The sequence below is a fragment of the Streptomyces sp. AK010 genome, assembly GCF_014207295.1.
GTDB classification, from domain to species: Bacteria; Actinomycetota; Actinomycetes; order Streptomycetales; family Streptomycetaceae; genus Streptomyces; species Streptomyces massasporeus.
Genome location: NZ_JACHCX010000017.1, coordinates 79841 through 97618, shown reverse-complemented (window position 1 = coordinate 97618; position 17778 = coordinate 79841). Strand labels below are relative to the sequence as shown.

Below are 17778 nucleotides of genomic sequence, written 5' to 3'. Positions count from 1 at the left end.
GCGCACCGGAACCTGTGGACGCAGCGGCTGGGGGTGACGTGTCCCTGATCGGACTTATCCACAGGCTCAAGCGGAGGATTGCGTTCCGCGAGATCGTCTTCGCATGACGAACCACAGCGAAACGACCGGATCCTCCGAGAACGGCGACATCACCGGGCCCGCGGCGCAGGGCGGGCACAAGAACGGTGAAGGGGCGAGGAAGGAGAGCAACCCGTCCGAGCCGCGCGCCTCCAGTTCCGCGTACGGCAGTCACGGCGACGAGCATCAGGTCACCCTGCGCACCCCTGCCGAACTGGCAGACGCTCTGCCGTACCTGCTCGGATACCGCCCCGAGGACAGCATCGTCCTGGTCGCGCTGCACGACGGGGACGGACGCGGGCGGTTCGGCGGCCGGGCCCGGCTCGGTATCCCCGCGAACGCAGACGACTGGCCGTCCGCAGCCCGGCAGCTGTCCCATGGCCTCGTGACGGGAAGCGAGCGCCGAGGGGCCCGGCCCGAGGCGATGGTCGCCTTCCTGTGCCAGGAACCGGAGAAGGGACAGACCGGTCGGCAGGTGATGGAGCGGCTGAGGCCTCTGGCCCAGAGGCTGCGTGTCGAGTGCGGTTCCCAGGACGTGGTGGTGGTCGAGGCGCTGTGCATCTCGGAGGGCCGCTACTGGTCCTACTGCTGCGACAACGCGGCATGCTGCTCCCCTGAGGGAGCCCCCATGGGCCTGCCCGGCACCTCCGTGCTGGCCGCGGCGGCCACCTACGCCGGCATCCAGGTGCGCGGCACGCTGCGGGAGCTCCGGGCCCGGCTGCTCCCCTGGGAGAGCGCCGTGGCACTCGAGCAGGAGGCGGCCCTGGACGCCGCCAGCATGGCCCTGGTGCCGAAGATCCTTGACGACACAGGCCGCGTCGCTGTGGCCGACGAGACGCTGGAACTGGCCGGGAGGATCCTGGACCGCCTCGCCGAGGCACAGCCCGCCTCCGGCATGCTTCTGGCGGATCTCCGCGACGACGAACTGGTCGGGCACCACGAGGCCGCCCGGCTGATCCTCGGCCTCCAGGACCGAGCGACCCGCGACCGCGCTGCAGAGTGGATGGAGGGCGACGAGGCCGGACACGCCCTTCGCCTCTGGAGGACACTGGCTCGCCGCTGCGTCGGGCCCTACGGCGAACATGCCGCGGCGCCGCTGACCCTGGCCGGCTGGGTCGCGTGGTCCACCGGAGACGAACTGGAGGCCCGAGAAGCCCTGGCCATGGCCCTGGGCGCCGATCCCGACTACCTCTTCGCCCGCCTTCTGCACCAGGCCTGCAATGAAGGTCTCGACCCGGAGTCGATCCGAAGCTGCCTGCGATCGGAGCGCGAAGACCGTGGGCGCGTGGTGGCCGACCTCTTGGAGCCGCGGGCGGCCGGGAACGAGTCCGCTGCCCGCGGGACGGCCTCGCCGTCCGAGACCGAGCCACACGACACGCTTTCGCAGGCAGCGGCGCCGTCCGACTCCGGGCCGTTCGGCAAGCCTTCACCCGCAGTGGCGCCGTTGCCCGATTCCGGGGTCCTCGGCAAGTCCTCGCCGCCAGCGGTGACGCCCGATTCCGTGGCCTCTGGCAAGCCCTCACCAACAGCGGTGACGCCCGAGGTCGGGTCGTCCGAAGCGCCCTTGCCGACAGCGGTGCCGTCGCGTCGTCGCCGCCGTTCCCGTCCTGCCGGTACCACTGGCGCCACCTCCGGACGTTCTGGCGTGGACGACCGTGACAGGGGAGCTCGGGCTCCCCGGCGGCGCACGCCGGCGGACAGCACGCGCCCCGCTGGTGCTACCGAAACCGGTTCTCGCCCGGGCCGTGCCACAACGGCGAGCTCTACGCGGTCCGGCAGCGTGCGAACGACCGGTACGCGTGCGCGTCCGTCCAAGAAGGCGGCCATGCCCTGCCGGGACACAGGCCAGGACGCCGTACCGCCCGGTCACGCCGGGGGCGACCGGGCGTGAGCGACCGCCGGGCGATCTCGACGCGCAAGGCGACGGGCTACGGGCGTGACTCGGAGGACGCCCCCACCGTTCACCTGAGTGGCGGAGCGGCTGGACAGGCCGTGACGCCGCACTGCCCCCGCTCCGCCGGAGCCCTCCGGCCCCGGCGCCGAACACATCGAGGCGCACTGAGCGCAGAGGAAGCCTCCCCATGCAACAGCCGACTCCGCCCGCTGCCGCCGATGACCGCCGCCCCCAGGGCGGGTCCCTGCCACGCCTCGCTTCGGGTCTGGGCCCGCCCGGTGCCGGAGTGCCAGGGGCGGGGGAGCGGGCTGTCCCTCCGCGACCGGCGGCACGGCTCGACGGTTACGGACCGAGGCTCCCGGGCAGTACGTCAAGCGCCTCTGCCCCCACCGGCCCCGACTCGCGCTCGCCGTCATCACCGGGCCCGGGCCGAGCGTCTCTCCGATGGACGGCCCAGAGTCGTCGCCCTGGTGCGGGTCCGGGGTACGGCGGGTACTCACCGCCCTCTGCTCAAGGACGGACTCCGGCATCACCGGGGTATTCGTCGTCACTCCCGCCCCGGGGTGCCACGGTCCCCAAACTGCGCTGGTCCACCGACTTGCCACCCGCCCACACCGCGATGATCTGCGTCGCCCTACCCGGTCTGGCCATCTCGACCGACGAAGGGCAGCTGACCGGTCGCGGGCTGGAGGGGTTCTACCGTGCCGGGCGGCGCGTGCTCTCCCGGTGCGAGATCCGTGTCGCCGGACGAGAACCCCTCGCGATGCAGGCCCTGATGGTCTCGGCCGACCGCGCCAGGTTCGTGGGCACGCTCCGCGCGTCACCGCAGGCGGGCCCGGACCCGGACGTGATCGTGGAACGCAACCGCTTCGCGGACGGCACGGAGCGGATCACCCTGCACAGCGCAGCTCCCTGCCCGCTGCGGCTGCCGGTCGAGATCGTCCTGAGCACCGACCTGGCCGACCTCGGGGCGATCGCCTCCGGCGGCGCGGGCCCCGAACTCTCCGCCAGCGTCCACGGCTCGGGCCTGCGCTGGTCCTGCGCCACCGGCCACGCGTCCGTCACGGCCGAACCGCCCCCGTCGGATGCCCTCGCCTCGGCCGGGCTGCTGCGCTGGGAGCTCGACCTGCCACCCGGCGGCAGCAGGACCGTGGAGCTGCGGGTGCGGCCGGACGGCGCGGGGGCCCTCCGGGCCGCGGGGCGAGCCGCGACCAGCCCTCTGGCCGCGGCGTGTGCTGAGGGCGACGATCCGAGAGCCCCAGCCCTGCTGCGGACGAGCATCGAGGACCTCCAGGCCCTCCTCCTGCGCGACTCCGCGAACCCCGCCGACACCCACCTCGCGGCCGGCGCACCCTGGCGCTGCGGTCTGGCCCCCGCCGACGCGCTGGTCGCCGCCCGGATGGCGCTGCCACTCGGCACCGGCCTCGCCGCCGGGACGCTGCGGATCCTTGCCCGGACCCAACTCACCGGCCCCGGCGCGCAGTCCGGAATGATCCCCGGCCCCAGACGGGACGCAGGGCCGCACCTGCCGCCGCAGTGCACCGGTACAGAGGCCACGCTGCTGTTCCCCGCCCTGCTCGCCGAGGCCCGCCGCTGGGGTCTCCCCGAGCAGGAGACGGAAGAGCTGCTGCCCGCCGCCGAGCGCTGTCTGGCATGGCTGCGCACCAGCGTGGGCGACGGCGCGTACCTGGGCGACCCGAACCCGGGCGGCGTCCGCTGTGAGACGCAGGCTCACGCCCACCGTGCCGCCCTGCTCGGCGCCGACCTGCTCGACTCCTGTGGACGGGCGGGGGGAGCGGCTCTCCGGGAATGGGCACAGGCCTTGCGGACCGCGTTCGCTCGGGACTTCTGGGTGGAGGACCGCGGGGGCGGCCGACCCGCGGCAGCCCGTGCCCCGGACGGCAGGCTGGTTCCCCACCTCGGCGCGGCCGCCGTGCACCTCCTCGACACCGGCCTGCTGGGCGGGGGCGAACTGGCACCCGGTCTGCTCGACAAGGTCCGGACCGAGAAGCTTGCCCGGCTGCTCGGTGGCCCGCTCATGGACTCCGGGTGGGGGCTGCGCGGACTGGGCGCGAAGGAACCCGGATTCAATCCGTTCGGCCACCGAGCAGGAGCCGTACGGATCCAGGAGTCGGCACTCGCCGTCGCCGGACTGGCCGCCGCCGGCTACGAGAAGGAGGCAAGCTCGCTGCTGCGCGGCGTACTCGCGGCCGCGGAGACCTTCGCCCACCGGCTGCCCGAGATGTACGCGGGGGAGCAGCGCACCGCAGGAAGTGCTCCGCTCCCGCACCCGGCGGCCTGCCGCCCCGCGGCCACAGCGGCAGCCGCCGGAGTGCTGCTTCTGACCACCCTCGCCGGCATCCGCCCCGACGCCCCGGCCGGGACGGTCACCCTGCGCCCCATGCGGGGGGCACCCCTCGGGGAGATCGGCTTCACGGGACTGCGCGTGGCGGGCGCCCCGTTCTCCGTGCGGGTGAGCCGGCTGGGCCTCGCCATGGTCGAGGAGGCGGCCGACGGACTGCAGCTGGGGGTCTGACGTGCGGCGACGTACGCATGTAGGACCAGGTGCCAGGCAGTGGAGTTCGAATCCGACCGAAGTGGATCAGTAAGGGAAGGGACCGAAGAAGGGAGTGTTTATCGTCAGGCAGACGACTATGATCGCCGCATGCCCTACGACCCGTCAGCGTTCCCGCCCTTCGCCGTCACCGTGGACCTGGTCGTACTGACCGTGCGCCGCCATGCTCTGTGTGCGCTGGCGGTACGCAGGGGCGAACCGCCGTTCCAGGGACGTTGGGCGCTGCCCGGCGGCTTCGTACGGGCCGACGAGGACTTGGCGCAGGCCGCGGCTCGGGAGCTGGCCGAGGAGACCGGACTGAGCGTCCACGACCCGTCCGTCCCGGCTCAGGACAACGGCGCACATCTGGAGCAGCTCGCCACCTACGGAGACCCCAAGCGGGACCCCAGGATGCGGGTCGTGAGCGTCGCCCACCTCGCTCTCGCCCCCGACCTGCCCGCGCCCCGGGCCGGCGGAGACGCCAGCAACGCGCGCTGGGCCCCGGTCGAGGAGTTGTTGCAGCAGGGCGGCTATGGGCGGGACGCCGAGCCGGTGGCGCCACTCGCCTTCGACCATGCGCAGATCCTCGCGGACGGAGTGGAGCGCGCCAGATCCAAGATCGAGTACTCGTCGCTGGCCACCGCTTTCTGCCCGCCCGAGTTCACCGTCGGGGAACTGCGCCGTGTCTACGAGGCGGTGTGGGGCGTGGCGCTCGACCCGCGCAACTTCCACCGCAAGGTCACGGGCACTCCGGGCTTCCTCGTTCCCACCGGTGGGACGACGACCCGACAGGGCGGTCGCCCGGCCCAGCTCTTCCGCGCCGGTGGCGCGACGCTGCTCAACCCCCCGATGCTGCGCCCCGAGGTGTGACCGGCGGGCCTGCCATGCGCGCCTGCCGCGGACCTCGCCGGGCCCGGAGATCGACCCGCACGCGGTCCGGTCGCGGGCGACGGTCCTGCCCGAGGCGGACTGCGGGGTGCCCGAAAAACCGGACATAGCGCGCTATCTTGCTGTGAGTGATCCAGGCCTTCGGACTGACCAGCAAGCCGCGCAAAGAGCGTCCGCCCGCAGCCGACGACGTCTCCTTCGAGGCGCGGGCGGGCCGCATCACCGCGCTGCTCGGAGCACCGGGCGCCGGCAAGACGACGGTCCTCAGGCTGATGCTCGAACTGCAACAGGGGCGCGGCATCACCCACTTCCGCGGCCGCCCCCTGCATCGCATCGCCCATCCCTCGCGCGAGGTCGGTGTGCTGCTGGGCGACGTGCCCGGGCATCCCGCCCGCACGGTCCGGGGTCATCTGCGCATGCTGTGTGCCGCCGCGGGCGTCCCGGTCCGGCGTGCCGACGAAGTCCTGGAGGCCGTCGGGCTCGTGAGCCTGCGCGAGGAACGCCTCGGCACCCTCTCCCGTGGCATGGACCGGCGCCTCGGCCTGGCCTGCGTCCTCCTGGCCGACCCGCACACCCTCGTCCTCGACGACCCGGCCGACGGGCTCTCCACGCGTGAGGGCACCTGGCTGCACGGCATGTTGCGTGCCCACGCCGCTCAGGGCGGCACGGTTCTCTTCACCACGTCCGACCCGAAGGGAGCCGCGCGCACGGCGGACCAGGTCGTCACCCTGGAGCAGGGCAGGATCGTGGCCGATCAGGAGGCCGCGGAGTTCTCGCGCACCCGCCTTCGCCCCCGAGTCGCCGTACGCAGCCCGCACGCGGCCCGTCTGGCGGTTCTCCTGGCCAAGCAGGCCCGCACCTCGCAGCGCTCCGTCGAAGTCGTCCACGACGGCGGCAACCGCCTTTCGGTGTACGGCGGTACGTGCGCGGACATCGGCGAAACTGCGTTCCGCCATGGCATCGTCGTTCACCAACTCGCCGACGAGGTCGGGGACATGGGGCCCGGTGCGGGGGGTGCTCAGGCAAGCGGAGTGTCTGAGCGAAGTCGCGTCGAGGCAGGGCGCATCACGGACGCGTCGCATGGCCGGGATCCAGTGGAGTCAGGACGCATCGCTGACGCGGTCGATGACCGAAGTCTTGATGAGTCGGACCGCGTCACTGATGCACACCGGACAGTCCTCGCGCCCCGGCCCGGAGAGCAGGGACCCCCTCTCGATCCTTCGAGACCGTCCACACCACATCCCTCGGCCCACGTGATCGAGTCACGCCCCACGCCTGAGCCGGGGCCCCTCTCGGACGCGCTGGAGTCGGTCGCGGACGAGCCCTCTCCCTCAACAGGAGGCCCGGCTGCCATCTCGATCGAGACGCAGCCCACACTCGCGCCGGAATCCTTTTCGGACGCACGGGAGCCGGCCACACGAGAGCCGTCGCCTTCCTCTGGAGGGCCGACAGCCCCCATGACTGAGCCGCCGCCCACACCCGCGCCGGAACCCCACCCGGACGCACCGAAGCCGGTCGCAAACACGGCGTCGCTGTCCGTCGGGCAACCGCAGCTGCCCGACGCCGAGCCGGATGAGCTCTTGGGCGCCTCCTCGGCCGGTCACCCAGGCGACGGTTCCCCGGCGGTGACCGCGCCCTCGTCGCACAGGTCGCCGCGCGACGCCCGTGCCGGCACGGTTCGCACACTCGACGCACTGCCTCCTCTGCCGCCGCCCATCTCCGTCCGCGCCGCCCCCAGCCCTCTCCGCCCTCTCCGCTACGAGATCCGCCGCGCCACCGGGATCGGCACCGGGTTCCTGACCGGTGCCGTCACGCTCGCCGTGTCCGCTGTGATCGCGGTCGTGCTCGCACGCATCGGGCACACTCCGCAGCCGCGCCTGCTGGCCGCGTGGCCGCAGGAGCTTCCCCTGCCGCCCGCGGCGCTCGGCGCGGGACTGCTCGGCGCGCTGGCCTTCGGCGACGAGTTCCGCCACCCCGCGCTGGCGGCGGACCGCGGCACCGTGCCCCGCCGACTGGGGCTGCTGGCCGCCAAACTGCTCGTCTCCTCGGCCACCGCGCTGGTGCTGGCCGTCCTCACTGTCGGCTGCGACGCCGAAGTGCTCTATCTCGTCTACGGACGGGAGCTCGCCCAGGTTCCCGTCGACTGGTTCCCGCTGGGTGCCAGTTGGATCGGGCTCGTGGTCGGCTGCGCCTGGGCCGGCGTACTCGCCGCAGGCGTCTTCCGCTCCACCACGGCCGGACTCGCCGCCGTGGGCGCCGTCCCCCTCCTCGTCGTGCCTGTCGTGCACCAGCTCGTGAACGGACCGTCCGTGCGAACGGCGGCCGGACTCCCCGTGCGGCTGCGGGAGGCCCTTCTGCCGCGATGGCCCTTCGGGGGCGAGCGCTACCTGGAGGCCGCGCTCAAGGTGGTCTCCCAACCCGTAGGCGGAGCACTGACGTTGTCGCTGACCGCGCTGCTCTGCGCGTATCTGCTCACCACCCTGCGCAGCAGGTTCCGGTGACGACTGTCCGTAACCCTTAGTCCGGCCATGTGCGCAACTCCCCGCAGAACGCCCATTTCTTTCTGATAAGGCGTCAATTGCGACGGGGTGAGCGATCACCCTTTCGTGTGCTTTTCACCAAAGACCTCAAGGGAGTTGGAGACGGCGCCGACAAAGGATGCGTGAGTACCCTTGCGCACACCATGATGACCGCCGCCCGCTCCGCTGACTCCGGCCTCACGAGCCCGGGCGAACTCGACCGCTACCCGTACGCCGAGGCGCCCGCCGTCGACCGTGTCGGGATCCCCGCCTGGGAGGGCGGGGACCCCGAGCTGGGCCGCGTGGGCCGACGCGCCGCGGGCAGCCGCGGACGCGGGCTGCACGGCCAACTCGTCCAACAGCTGGGTCAGATGATCGTGTCCGGCGATCTGGGCGCGGACCGCCCTCTGGTGCCCGAGGAGATTGGCCAGCGCTTCGAGGTCTCCCGCACCGTCGTCCGCGAGTCGCTCCGCGTCCTGGAGGCCAAGGGTCTGGTGAGCGCCCGGCCGAACGTCGGCACGCGCGTGCGCCCCGTCAGCGACTGGAATCTCCTCGACCCGGACATCATCGAGTGGCGGGCCTTCGGGCCGCAGCGTGACGATCAGCGCCGCGAGCTGAGCGAGCTGCGGTGGACCATCGAGCCGCTCGCCGCCCGCCTCGCCGCCGGGCATGGGCGCGAGGACGTCCAGCAGCGCCTCGCCGACATGGTCGAGATCATGGGGCACGCGATGGCCCAGGGTGATGCGCTCACCTTCTCCCGCGCCGACTCCGAGTTCCACTCGCTGCTCATCCAGGTCGCGGGCAACCGCATGCTGGAGCACCTCTCCGGGATCGTGTCCGCGGCCCTTCAGGTCTCCGGCAGCCCGGTCACGGGCTGTGACCGGCCGAACGAGACGTCCCTGGGGCACCACGGCCGCATCTGCGACGCCCTCGCCGCCGGTGACGGAACGGCGGCCGAGGCGGCCATGCGTCAACTCCTCACGGTCCACCCCGAGGTCGAACGGGTCGTGCCCGCCCCGCGCGAGCACTGACCGCGTTCCGCGGGCGGCGCGGCCGGGTGTGCCACCCCCCTCCTGTGGCAGTGCCTGATCGGTGATCCGCCTCCCGTCGGACCCCGTGGGATCCTTGGGACCCTGCGGGGTCCGACGGCGCGAAGGGGCCGGGGCCCGGCAGGGCGGCCCGGGTCGGTACCGTATGTGACCTCCTCTGTCAGTGTCTGACCGTTTTTGTTCGCTTACGGGGTGTGACTCGGGCCACGCGGATTGGGCGTAACGCTCGCGGGAAGAACGCGATGACCTAAGAGGTGACTGCCGCGGAGGGAATACGGACGTCGTTCACGGCGCTGTGCATCTTCCCGGCCCCCGCCCGCGCCGTCGGCCCATCCCCAAGCCGGCGGTCGGCTCCTGTCCACTGTGGACGGGGCCGGAAGCCGTTTTCCAACGTTCCGAGAGGTTGTTCGTGTCGGCCAGCACATCCCGTACGCTCCCGCCGGAGATCGCCGAGTCCGTCTCTGTCATGGCGCTCATTGAGCGGGGAAAGGCTGAGGGGCAGATCGCCGGCGATGACGTGCGTCGGGCCTTCGAAGCTGACCAGATTCCGGCCACTCAGTGGAAGAACGTACTGCGCAGCCTCAACCAGATCCTCGAGGAAGAGGGTGTGACGCTGATGGTCAGTGCCGCAGAGCCCAAGCGCACCCGAAAGAGCGTCGCAGCGAAGAGTCCCGCCAAGCGCACCGCCACCAAGACGGTCGCGGCCAAGGCGGTGACCACCCGGAAGGCCACTGCCACCGCCACGCCGGCGGCGCCCGCCGCGGAGCCCGCCGCCGAGGAGGAGGCACCCGCCAAGAAGGCGGCTGCCAAGAAGACGACCGCCAAGAAGGCCGCAGCGAAGAAGACCGTCGCCAAGAAGACGGCGGCCAAGAAGACCGGCGCCAAGAAGGACGACGCCGAGATCCTCGAGGAGGAGGTGCTCGAGGAGGCAGCCCCCGGCAAGGCCGGTGAGGAGCCCGAGGGCACCACCGAGAACGCGGGCTTCGTACTCTCCGACGAGGACGAGGACGACGCGCCTGCCCAGCAGGTCGCCGCCGCCGGAGCCACCGCCGACCCGGTCAAGGACTACCTCAAGCAGATCGGCAAGGTCCCCCTGCTCAACGCCGAGCAGGAGGTCGAGCTCGCCAAGCGCATCGAGGCGGGTCTGTTCGCCGAGGACAAGCTGGCGAACGCCGACAAGCTGGCCCCGAAGCTCAAGCGCGAGCTGGAGATCATCGCCGAGGACGGCCGCCGCGCCAAGAACCACCTCCTGGAGGCCAACCTCCGTCTGGTGGTCTCCCTGGCCAAGCGTTACACCGGCCGCGGCATGCTGTTCCTGGACCTCATCCAGGAGGGCAACCTCGGTCTGATCCGCGCGGTCGAGAAGTTCGACTACACCAAGGGCTACAAGTTCTCCACGTACGCCACCTGGTGGATCCGTCAGGCGATCACCCGCGCCATGGCCGACCAGGCCCGCACCATCCGTATCCCGGTGCACATGGTCGAGGTCATCAACAAGCTCGCGCGCGTGCAGCGCCAGATGCTCCAGGACCTGGGCCGTGAGCCCACCCCGGAGGAGCTGGCCAAGGAACTCGACATGACCCCCGAGAAGGTCATCGAGGTCCAGAAGTACGGCCGCGAGCCCATCTCGCTGCACACCCCGCTGGGCGAGGACGGCGACAGCGAGTTCGGTGACCTCATCGAGGACTCCGAGGCCGTCGTTCCTGCCGACGCGGTCAGTTTCACGCTCCTGCAGGAGCAGCTGCACTCCGTCCTGGACACCCTGTCCGAGCGCGAGGCGGGCGTGGTCTCGATGCGCTTCGGCCTCACCGACGGTCAGCCGAAGACCCTCGACGAGATCGGCAAGGTCTACGGCGTCACGCGCGAGCGGATCCGCCAGATCGAGTCCAAGACCATGTCGAAGCTGCGCCACCCGTCGCGTTCGCAGGTGCTGCGCGACTACCTCGACTGAGCGAGGTCGTACGACACGAAGGCCCGGTTCCCCGAGGCTTCCCTTCAAGGTTCGGGAGCTTCGGACGGTAGCCCAAAGGGCCCAAGAAGCTGCTGCGTGAGCGGGAGGCATACTCCCGGCTCATGCAGCAGGGCCTGAGCAACAAAGAGGCGTGCCGGATCGTCGGCATCGACGACAAGACCGGTCGGCGATGACGGAACGGCCGCAGTGCCGACCGCAGGCAGAAGGCGGCACCACCGATCCACGCGGTGGTGCCGCCTTCCGGTCCGTCGAGGTACCTGCGCGAGGACGACCGGATCTACATCGCCGACCGGCTGCGGGAGAAGGCCACTATGCGGGCCATCGCCGCCGAGCTGGGCCGCAGCCCGTCCACCATCAGCCGCGAGATCCGCCGCAACCGGCATCCGGGGAACGGTCAGTACCGCCCGCACGCGGCCCAGGCCCGCGAGGACGCCCGCCGGCCCCGCCCCAAGCCGGGGAAGGTCAGCCAGAACCCGGAGCTGCGCGACTTCATTCAGGACCGCCTGCACCTGCGGTGGAGTCCGGAGCAGATCTGCCAGGCTCTGCGGACACAGTTCCCCGACCGGCCGGAGATGCATGTGGTCCACGAGACCGTCTACCAGGCCCTCTCCATCCAGGGGCGGGGAGAGCTGCGCCGCGAGCTCGCCCGCGCCCCGCGCACCGGCCGCGCCCGGCGCAAGCCCCGCCGCCAGGCCCAGCAGCGCCAGCCGCGGTTCTCCACCCCCATGCTCATGATCAGCGAACGGCCCGCCGAGGTGGAAGACCGAGCCGTTCCCGGCCACTGGGAGGGCGACCTCATCATCGGCAAGGACGGGAAGACGGCCATCGGCACCCTGGTCGAACGCGCAACCCGCTACGTCATGCTCCCGCACCTGCCCGGCGACCACGGCGCCGAGAGCGTCCGGGACGCGCTGGTCACCACGGTCCAGACCTGCCGTCCCACCTCAGACGGTCCCTGACCTGGGACCAGGGCAGTGAGATGGGCGCTCACGGTGCGTTCACCGTGGCCACCGGCATCCCGCTCTACTTCTGCGACCCGGCCTGCCCCTGGCAGCGCGGCTCGAACGAGAACACCAACGGCCTGCTGCGGCAGTACTTCCCCAAGGGCACCGACCTGTCCGTCCACAGCCGCGAGCACCTGGACGCCGTCGCCGCCGAACTCAACGGCCGCCCACGCAAAACGCTCGGCTGGGAAACCCCAGCCGATCGTCTGCATGAACTGCTCGCGGCCTGATCAGCACGACCACGTGTTGCCACGACCCCTGGAAAGCGCCCAGCGCCGGCCGGGCCTTCGTGATGCTGCCTTGCCGCGGGTGCGGGGTTCCGCGGGGTGAATCACTCTGGGTGTCCCACGGACACCACGGAGTGAGGAGTGCGTATGCGTCGTCGTCTGGCACGAGCTCTGGTCCCGCCGCTGGTCCTGGCAGTCGCGGTACCGGCCCTGGCAATGGGCTCCAGTGCCCCTGTGGCCGCCGACAGTGTGGTCATAGGTGGATTTCCCGTCGAGGCGTCCCAGAGCCCGTGGACGGTGGCCCTGTCCAGTCGTGACCGGTTCGGGGGTACGCGCGCGGGGCAGTTCTGCGGAGGCGTGGCGGTCGGTCGCTCGACCGTGCTCACCGCGGCCCACTGCCTGGACGAGGACGTCCTGGGAGGGCCGCCCGAGCGCGTACGTGACCTCAAGGTCATAGCCGGACGCACAGACCTGCTCTCAGGCAGCGGCCAGGAGGTCATCGTGCGCCACACGTGGGTGAACCCGGCCTACGACGGTGTCAGCAATGCCGGGGACTTCGCCGTGCTCACTCTGGCCGAACCGCTTCAGGGTGACCCGGTCATCGGCATGGCGGCCGACGGTGATCCCGCGTACACGGCGGGCGAGACCGCCACGGTGTACGGGTGGGGCGACACCTCGGGTGCCGGCGAGTACCCCGACAGCCTGCGGGCGGCGCGCGTGCGCGTGCTCCCCGACGCGCTGTGCGAGGAGGCGTACCCGGGCGGCTCGGACGGCACCTACGACGCCACGAGCATGCTGTGCGCCGGGGAGACCGAGGGGGGCCGCGACGCCTGTCAGGGGGACAGTGGAGGGCCACTGGTGGCCCAGGGGCGCCTGATCGGGCTCGTGTCCTGGGGGATCGGATGTGGCAGGGCCGGCAACCCCGGGGTCTACATGCGGGTGTCCGACATCATGCGGACACTCGGCTGGGCACGGGCTTCGGGCGGTGCGTGAGGCCCGGTGGAGTCGCACGGGCACGGGCTTCGAGTGGTGCGTGACCCGGTGGAGCCGCCGGCACGGGGCTCGGGCGGTGCGTGAGGCGTCCGGCGGAGCCCTGCATCGGCTGGGCGCCTGAACCGGCTGGAACGACGAGAACGGGCGGCTTGCCCCTGGTGACCAGAGGAAGCCGCCCGTTCACCGGCCTGTGCCGGGCTGGCTCGTCGTCGGACGCGAGGTCTCAGCGCTCTTCTTCGGAGGCGGTCGCGGGAGCGGACGTGAGCCGCTCCGTCTCGTCCTGTATCTCAGCGGCGATCTTCTTGAGTTCCGGCTCGAACTTGCGGCCGTGGTGGGCGCAGAAGAGCAGTTCTCCGCCGCTGAGCAGGACGACGCGCAGGTACGCCTGGGCGCCGCAGCGGTCGCAGCGATCAGCGGCCGTCAGGGGGCTCGCGGGGGTCAGAACAGTAGTCACGTCGCCTCTTCTCTAGCTCGACGAGCTGTCGTACCAGGGTCAACATCCAACCAGCCCCAAAACGTTCCCGCTCGTGGCTTTTCCTCGAAAGAATCTTGCGAGGCGGCTGTCTGCTGCCGGTTGGCGGCGAATGTGCCGTATTGCGTGTCTATGTGTCTTACGGGGCTTCGCGTTGTATCGGTGGTCGGTCCTCCCGGCTGGGTTGCCGGTTGTTCATGAGGACGTGCCCGGAGCCTAAATGGTTCATGCCTGGAAGGGAACGTGATGTGTACTTCACTCCATCGAGGGATCGAACACGTATGCGAGTGTGGACTAGTGTGAGTTTCCGACGAGGGTGGCGTTACAACGGCTCTACCAGGCCTCGGTACCCTCTCACCGGTGACTGAAGCCGCGCCCTTACCCATGAGGGCCCCATCTGAAATTCAGCGAGGAGCGAACCGCGTGACCGCCGAAACGTCCGTGCCGTCCACAGCTCTGCTGGCAGGAGCAGACCGGGACGGTTCCAACTACACCGCGCGGCACCTGCTCGTCCTCGAGGGGCTCGAGGCCGTACGCAAGCGCCCGGGTATGTACATCGGGTCGACCGACAGCCGTGGCTTGATGCACTGCGTCTGGGAGATCATCGACAACTCCGTCGACGAGGCCCTGGGCGGGTACTGCGACCACATCGAGGTGATCCTCCAGGACGACGGCTCGGTCGAGGTCCGGGACAACGGACGGGGCATCCCGATCGACGTCGAGCCCAAGACCGGTCTGTCCGGTGTCGAGGTCGTCATGACCAAGCTGCACGCCGGCGGTAAGTTCGGAGGTGGCTCCTACGCCGCCTCCGGCGGTCTGCACGGCGTCGGCGCCTCCGTGGTGAACGCACTGTCCGCCCGGCTGGACGTCGAGGTGGACCGCGGTGGCCACACGCACGCGATCAGCTTCCGGCGCGGTGTCCCCGGCGCCTTCGCGGGGAACGGCGCGGAGGCCAAGTTCGAGGCCAAGAGCGGGCTGCGCAAGGCCAAGAAGATCCCGAAGACCCGCACCGGCACGCGCGTGCGGTACTGGGCCGACCGCCAGATCTTCCTCAAGGACGCCAAGCTCAACCTGGAGACGCTGCATCAGCGCGCCCGCCAGACCGCTTTCCTGGTGCCCGGTCTGACCATCGTCGTGCGCGACGAATACGGGCTCGGCGAGGGCGGCAGCAAGGGCGAGGAGTCCTTCCGCTTCGACGGCGGAATCAGTGAGTTCTGCGAGTACCTGGCCAACGACAAGCCGGTCTGCGACGTCCTCCGCTTCTCCGGACAGGGCACCTTCAAGGAGACCGTCCCGGTTCTGGACGAGCACGGCCAGATGACCCCCACCCAGGTCACCCGTGAGCTCGATGTCGACGTGGCGATGCGCTGGGGCACGGGGTACGACACGACCCTGAGGTCGTTCGTGAACATCATCGCCACGCCCAAGGGCGGCACCCATGTCGCCGGCTTCGAGCAGGCCGTGGCCGCCACGATGAACGAGGTGCTCCGCGCCAAGAAGCTGCTGCGGGTCGCCGAGAACGACATCGTCAAGGACGACGCGCTGGAGGGCCTGACGGCGGTCGTGACCGTGCGCCTGGCCGAGCCGCAGTTCGAGGGGCAGACCAAGGAGGTCCTCGGGACCTCTGCGGCCCGCCGGATTGTGAACACGGTGATCTCCAGGGAATTCAAGGCGTTCCTGACGTCCACGAAGCGGGACGCCGCCCAGCAGGCCCGTGTCGTGATGGAGAAGGCTGTCGCCGCGGCCCGCACGCGCATCGCCGCCCGGCAGCACAAGGACGCGCAGCGGCGCAAGACGGCCCTGGAGTCCTCCTCGCTGCCCGCCAAGCTGGCCGACTGCCGCAGCGACGACGTCGACCGCAGCGAGCTGTTCATCGTCGAGGGTGACTCCGCGCTCGGCACGGCGAAGCTCGCCCGGAACTCCGAGTTCCAGGCGTTGCTGCCGATTCGCGGCAAGATCCTCAACGTCCAGAAGTCGTCCGTGACGGACATGCTGAAGAACGTCGAGTGCGGCGCGATCATCCAGGTCATAGGAGCCGGATCGGGCCGGACCTTCGACATCGACACCGCCCGTTACGGCAAGATCATCATGATGACCGACGCCGACGTCGACGGCTCGCACATCCGCACCCTGCTGCTGACGCTGTTCCACCGCTACATGCGGCCCATGGTCGAGGCCGGCCGGGTCTTCGCGGCGGTGCCGCCGCTGCACCGCATCGAGATCATCCAGCCGAAGAAGGGCCAGGACAAGTACGTCTACACGTACTCGGACCGCGAACTGCGCGACAAGCTCATGGAGTTCCAGAGCAAGGGCATCCGCTACAAGGACTCGATCCAGCGCTACAAGGGCCTCGGCGAGATGGACGCCGACCAGCTGGCCGAGACGACGATGGACCCGCGTCACCGCACCCTGCGGCGGATCAACCTCTCCGACCTGGAGTCCGCCGAGCAGGTCTTCGATCTGCTGATGGGCAACGACGTGGCGCCGCGCAAGGAGTTCATCTCCAACTCGGCGGCGACGCTGGACCGGTCACGGATCGACGCGTAGCCGCGGCACCGGGCTCGGTGCGGCTGCGCCCTCTCGGCGCTGGAACGGCTGCCGGCGGCGGTCGCCCTGAGCGCCGCCGGAGTGGCACTCGGCGCGTACGGGGTCGCCCAGAACGACGATGTGCTGACGACCGTGGTCACCGGCATCGGCATCGCCCTGGCCGGCTGCACGCTGCGCCTCGACGCCGAGGCCCGCGGCAGCGCACAGCGGCTCCTCGCCCAGGATCGGGCGGCGCGTGCGGCCGAGGCGGAGACGGCGGCGCTCGCGGAACGGGCCCGTACAGCACGGGAGATCCACGACGTGCTGGCGCACAGCCTCTCGGCCCAGCTCGTGCACTTGGAGGCGGCCCGATTGCTGATCGAGCGGGGAGGAGAACGGGAGCAGATCCACGAACGTGTGGTCGCGGCGCGGGAGATGGCGCGAGGCGGCCTCGCCGAGACCCGGCAGGCGCTCTCCGCCCTGCGCGGCGAGCTGACTCCGCTGGAGGACTTCCTGAACGAGCTGGTCAGCGCGGCCGGAGGCGCCGAGATCACCGGCACGGGTGAACGCAGGGCCTTGCCGACCGAGGCGTCCCAGGCCGTGCGCAGAGCGGCACAGGAGGCTCTGGCGAACGTCCGCAAGCACGCCCCCTGGCGCCAAGGTACGCCTCAGGCTCGACTACCGTCCGCACGAAGTGACCCTGGATGTACGGGACTCGGGGGGCTCGCCGGGCGAACTGACCGGGTCGGGGGCCGGGCACGGTCTGCTGGGCATGCGGGAGTGTGCCGAGTTGCTGGGCGGCTCCCTCGAGGCCGGGCCGGGTGAGGAGGGGTTCGTGGTGACGTTGAAGGTGCCGGTATGACGCAGGAGGCCGAGCCGAAGTCCGCTCGGGTGGTGGTCGCCGACGATCAGACCGTGGTGCGGGAGGGCATCGTGATGCTGCTCGGTCTGCTGCCCGGGATCGAGGTTGTCGGAGCCGCGGGACGGGGAGGAGGCGGTGGCGCTCGTCGCCGGACTCGCCCCGAACGTGGTGCTGATGGACCTGCGCATGCCGCGCTGCGACGGTGTGGAGGCGACTCGCAGGATCCGCGCGGAGCACTCCGGGAGGCAGGTCGTGGTGCGCACGACGTTCGCGGACGACGAGTCGCTGTCCCCGGCCCTGGAGGCGGGGGCCCGCGGCTGTCTCACCAAGGACGCGGGCGGGGACGAGATCGTGCGAGCCGTGCACAGCGTGCTCTCGGGAGACGCGGGCCTCTCACCGGGCATCCAGAGGCGACTGCTGGAGCGTCTCGCGCAGGCCGAGCCCGCACCGGCCGCGCCGTCTGAGCCGCCGGACGGGCTCACCGCCCGGGAGATGGAGGTGCTGCTCCTCATCGCGGAAGGGCTCAACAGCGCGGAGATCGCCCGGAGGCTGCATGTCTCCACGGCGACCGTGAAGACCCACATCAACAACCTCTTCACCAAGACAGGACTCAAGGACCGTGCGCAGGCGGTGCGTTACGCCTACGCGACAGGACTCGTGCGGCCACCAGCGGGTCAGTCACCTGAAGGGGTGAAGACCGAGGGGAAGAGGAGTCGGGGATCTTCCCGTTCTGACCATCC

At 70.9% G+C, this 17778-nt stretch carries 9 protein-coding genes and 3 pseudogenes; 11 read left to right on the top strand and 1 reads right to left on the bottom strand.

The window, feature by feature from the left end:
• Nucleotides 1-103: 103 nt before the first annotated feature.
• The 8 genes and pseudogenes from HDC93_RS28350 (at nucleotide 104) to HDC93_RS28315 (ending at nucleotide 13178) form a co-directional block, all read left to right on the top strand.
• Nucleotides 104-1969, top strand: a complete 1866-nt coding sequence (locus tag HDC93_RS28350) for a DUF4192 family protein (RefSeq protein ID WP_185013695.1) — start codon at nucleotides 104-106, stop codon at nucleotides 1967-1969.
• 622 nt (nucleotides 1970-2591) lie between these two features.
• Nucleotides 2592-4508, top strand: coding sequence for a glycogen debranching N-terminal domain-containing protein (locus tag HDC93_RS28345; RefSeq protein ID WP_185013758.1), 1917 nt, complete (start codon nucleotides 2592-2594; stop codon nucleotides 4506-4508).
• Between the two features lie 129 nt (nucleotides 4509-4637).
• Nucleotides 4638-5396 carry an NUDIX domain-containing protein gene (locus tag HDC93_RS28340; RefSeq protein ID WP_142158764.1) on the top strand — a complete coding sequence of 253 codons (759 nt, stop codon included), beginning with the start codon at nucleotides 4638-4640 and terminating at the stop codon, nucleotides 5394-5396.
• A 146-nt stretch (nucleotides 5397-5542) separates the two neighbouring features.
• On the top strand, nucleotides 5543-7915 hold the full coding sequence (locus HDC93_RS28335) for an ATP-binding cassette domain-containing protein (protein WP_185013694.1): 2373 nt from the start codon (nucleotides 5543-5545) through the stop codon (nucleotides 7913-7915).
• 161 nt (nucleotides 7916-8076) lie between these two features.
• Entirely contained in the window at nucleotides 8077-8964 is an 888-nt protein-coding gene (locus HDC93_RS28330; protein ID WP_185013693.1) for a FadR/GntR family transcriptional regulator, read from the top strand.
• Between the two features lie 427 nt (nucleotides 8965-9391).
• Nucleotides 9392-10933, top strand: a complete 1542-nt coding sequence (locus HDC93_RS28325) for an RNA polymerase sigma factor (protein WP_185013692.1) — start codon at nucleotides 9392-9394, stop codon at nucleotides 10931-10933.
• Between the two features lie 239 nt (nucleotides 10934-11172).
• Nucleotides 11173-12188 (top strand): annotated as a pseudogene (locus tag HDC93_RS28320) (IS30 family transposase).
• A 144-nt stretch (nucleotides 12189-12332) separates the two neighbouring features.
• Nucleotides 12333-13178 carry a trypsin-like serine protease gene (locus tag HDC93_RS28315; RefSeq protein WP_185013691.1) on the top strand — a complete coding sequence of 282 codons (846 nt, stop codon included), beginning with the start codon at nucleotides 12333-12335 and terminating at the stop codon, nucleotides 13176-13178.
• A gap of 223 nt (nucleotides 13179-13401) precedes the next feature.
• Here the strand turns inward: HDC93_RS28315 and HDC93_RS28310 are convergent, their stop codons facing one another.
• Nucleotides 13402-13632 carry a hypothetical protein gene (locus HDC93_RS28310; protein ID WP_003993464.1) on the bottom strand — a complete coding sequence of 77 codons (231 nt, stop codon included), beginning with the start codon at nucleotides 13630-13632 and terminating at the stop codon, nucleotides 13402-13404.
• A 441-nt stretch (nucleotides 13633-14073) separates the two neighbouring features.
• Here HDC93_RS28310 and HDC93_RS28305 point away from each other — a divergent pair, with 441 nt between their 5' ends.
• From HDC93_RS28305 to HDC93_RS28295, 3 genes and pseudogenes are all read left to right on the top strand, one after another.
• The gene (locus HDC93_RS28305; protein WP_185013690.1) at nucleotides 14074-16197 is read left to right on the top strand and encodes a type IIA DNA topoisomerase subunit B; all 2124 of its coding nucleotides are present in this window, start codon (nucleotides 14074-14076) and stop codon (nucleotides 16195-16197) included.
• Between the two features lie 18 nt (nucleotides 16198-16215).
• A pseudogene (locus HDC93_RS28300) lies at nucleotides 16216-17038 on the top strand (sensor histidine kinase); the annotation flags it as partial.
• Nucleotides 17035-17713: pseudogene (locus HDC93_RS28295) on the top strand (response regulator); the annotation flags it as partial. The pseudogenes HDC93_RS28300 and HDC93_RS28295, both read left to right, overlap by 4 nt.
• Nucleotides 17714-17778 lie beyond the last annotated feature (65 nt).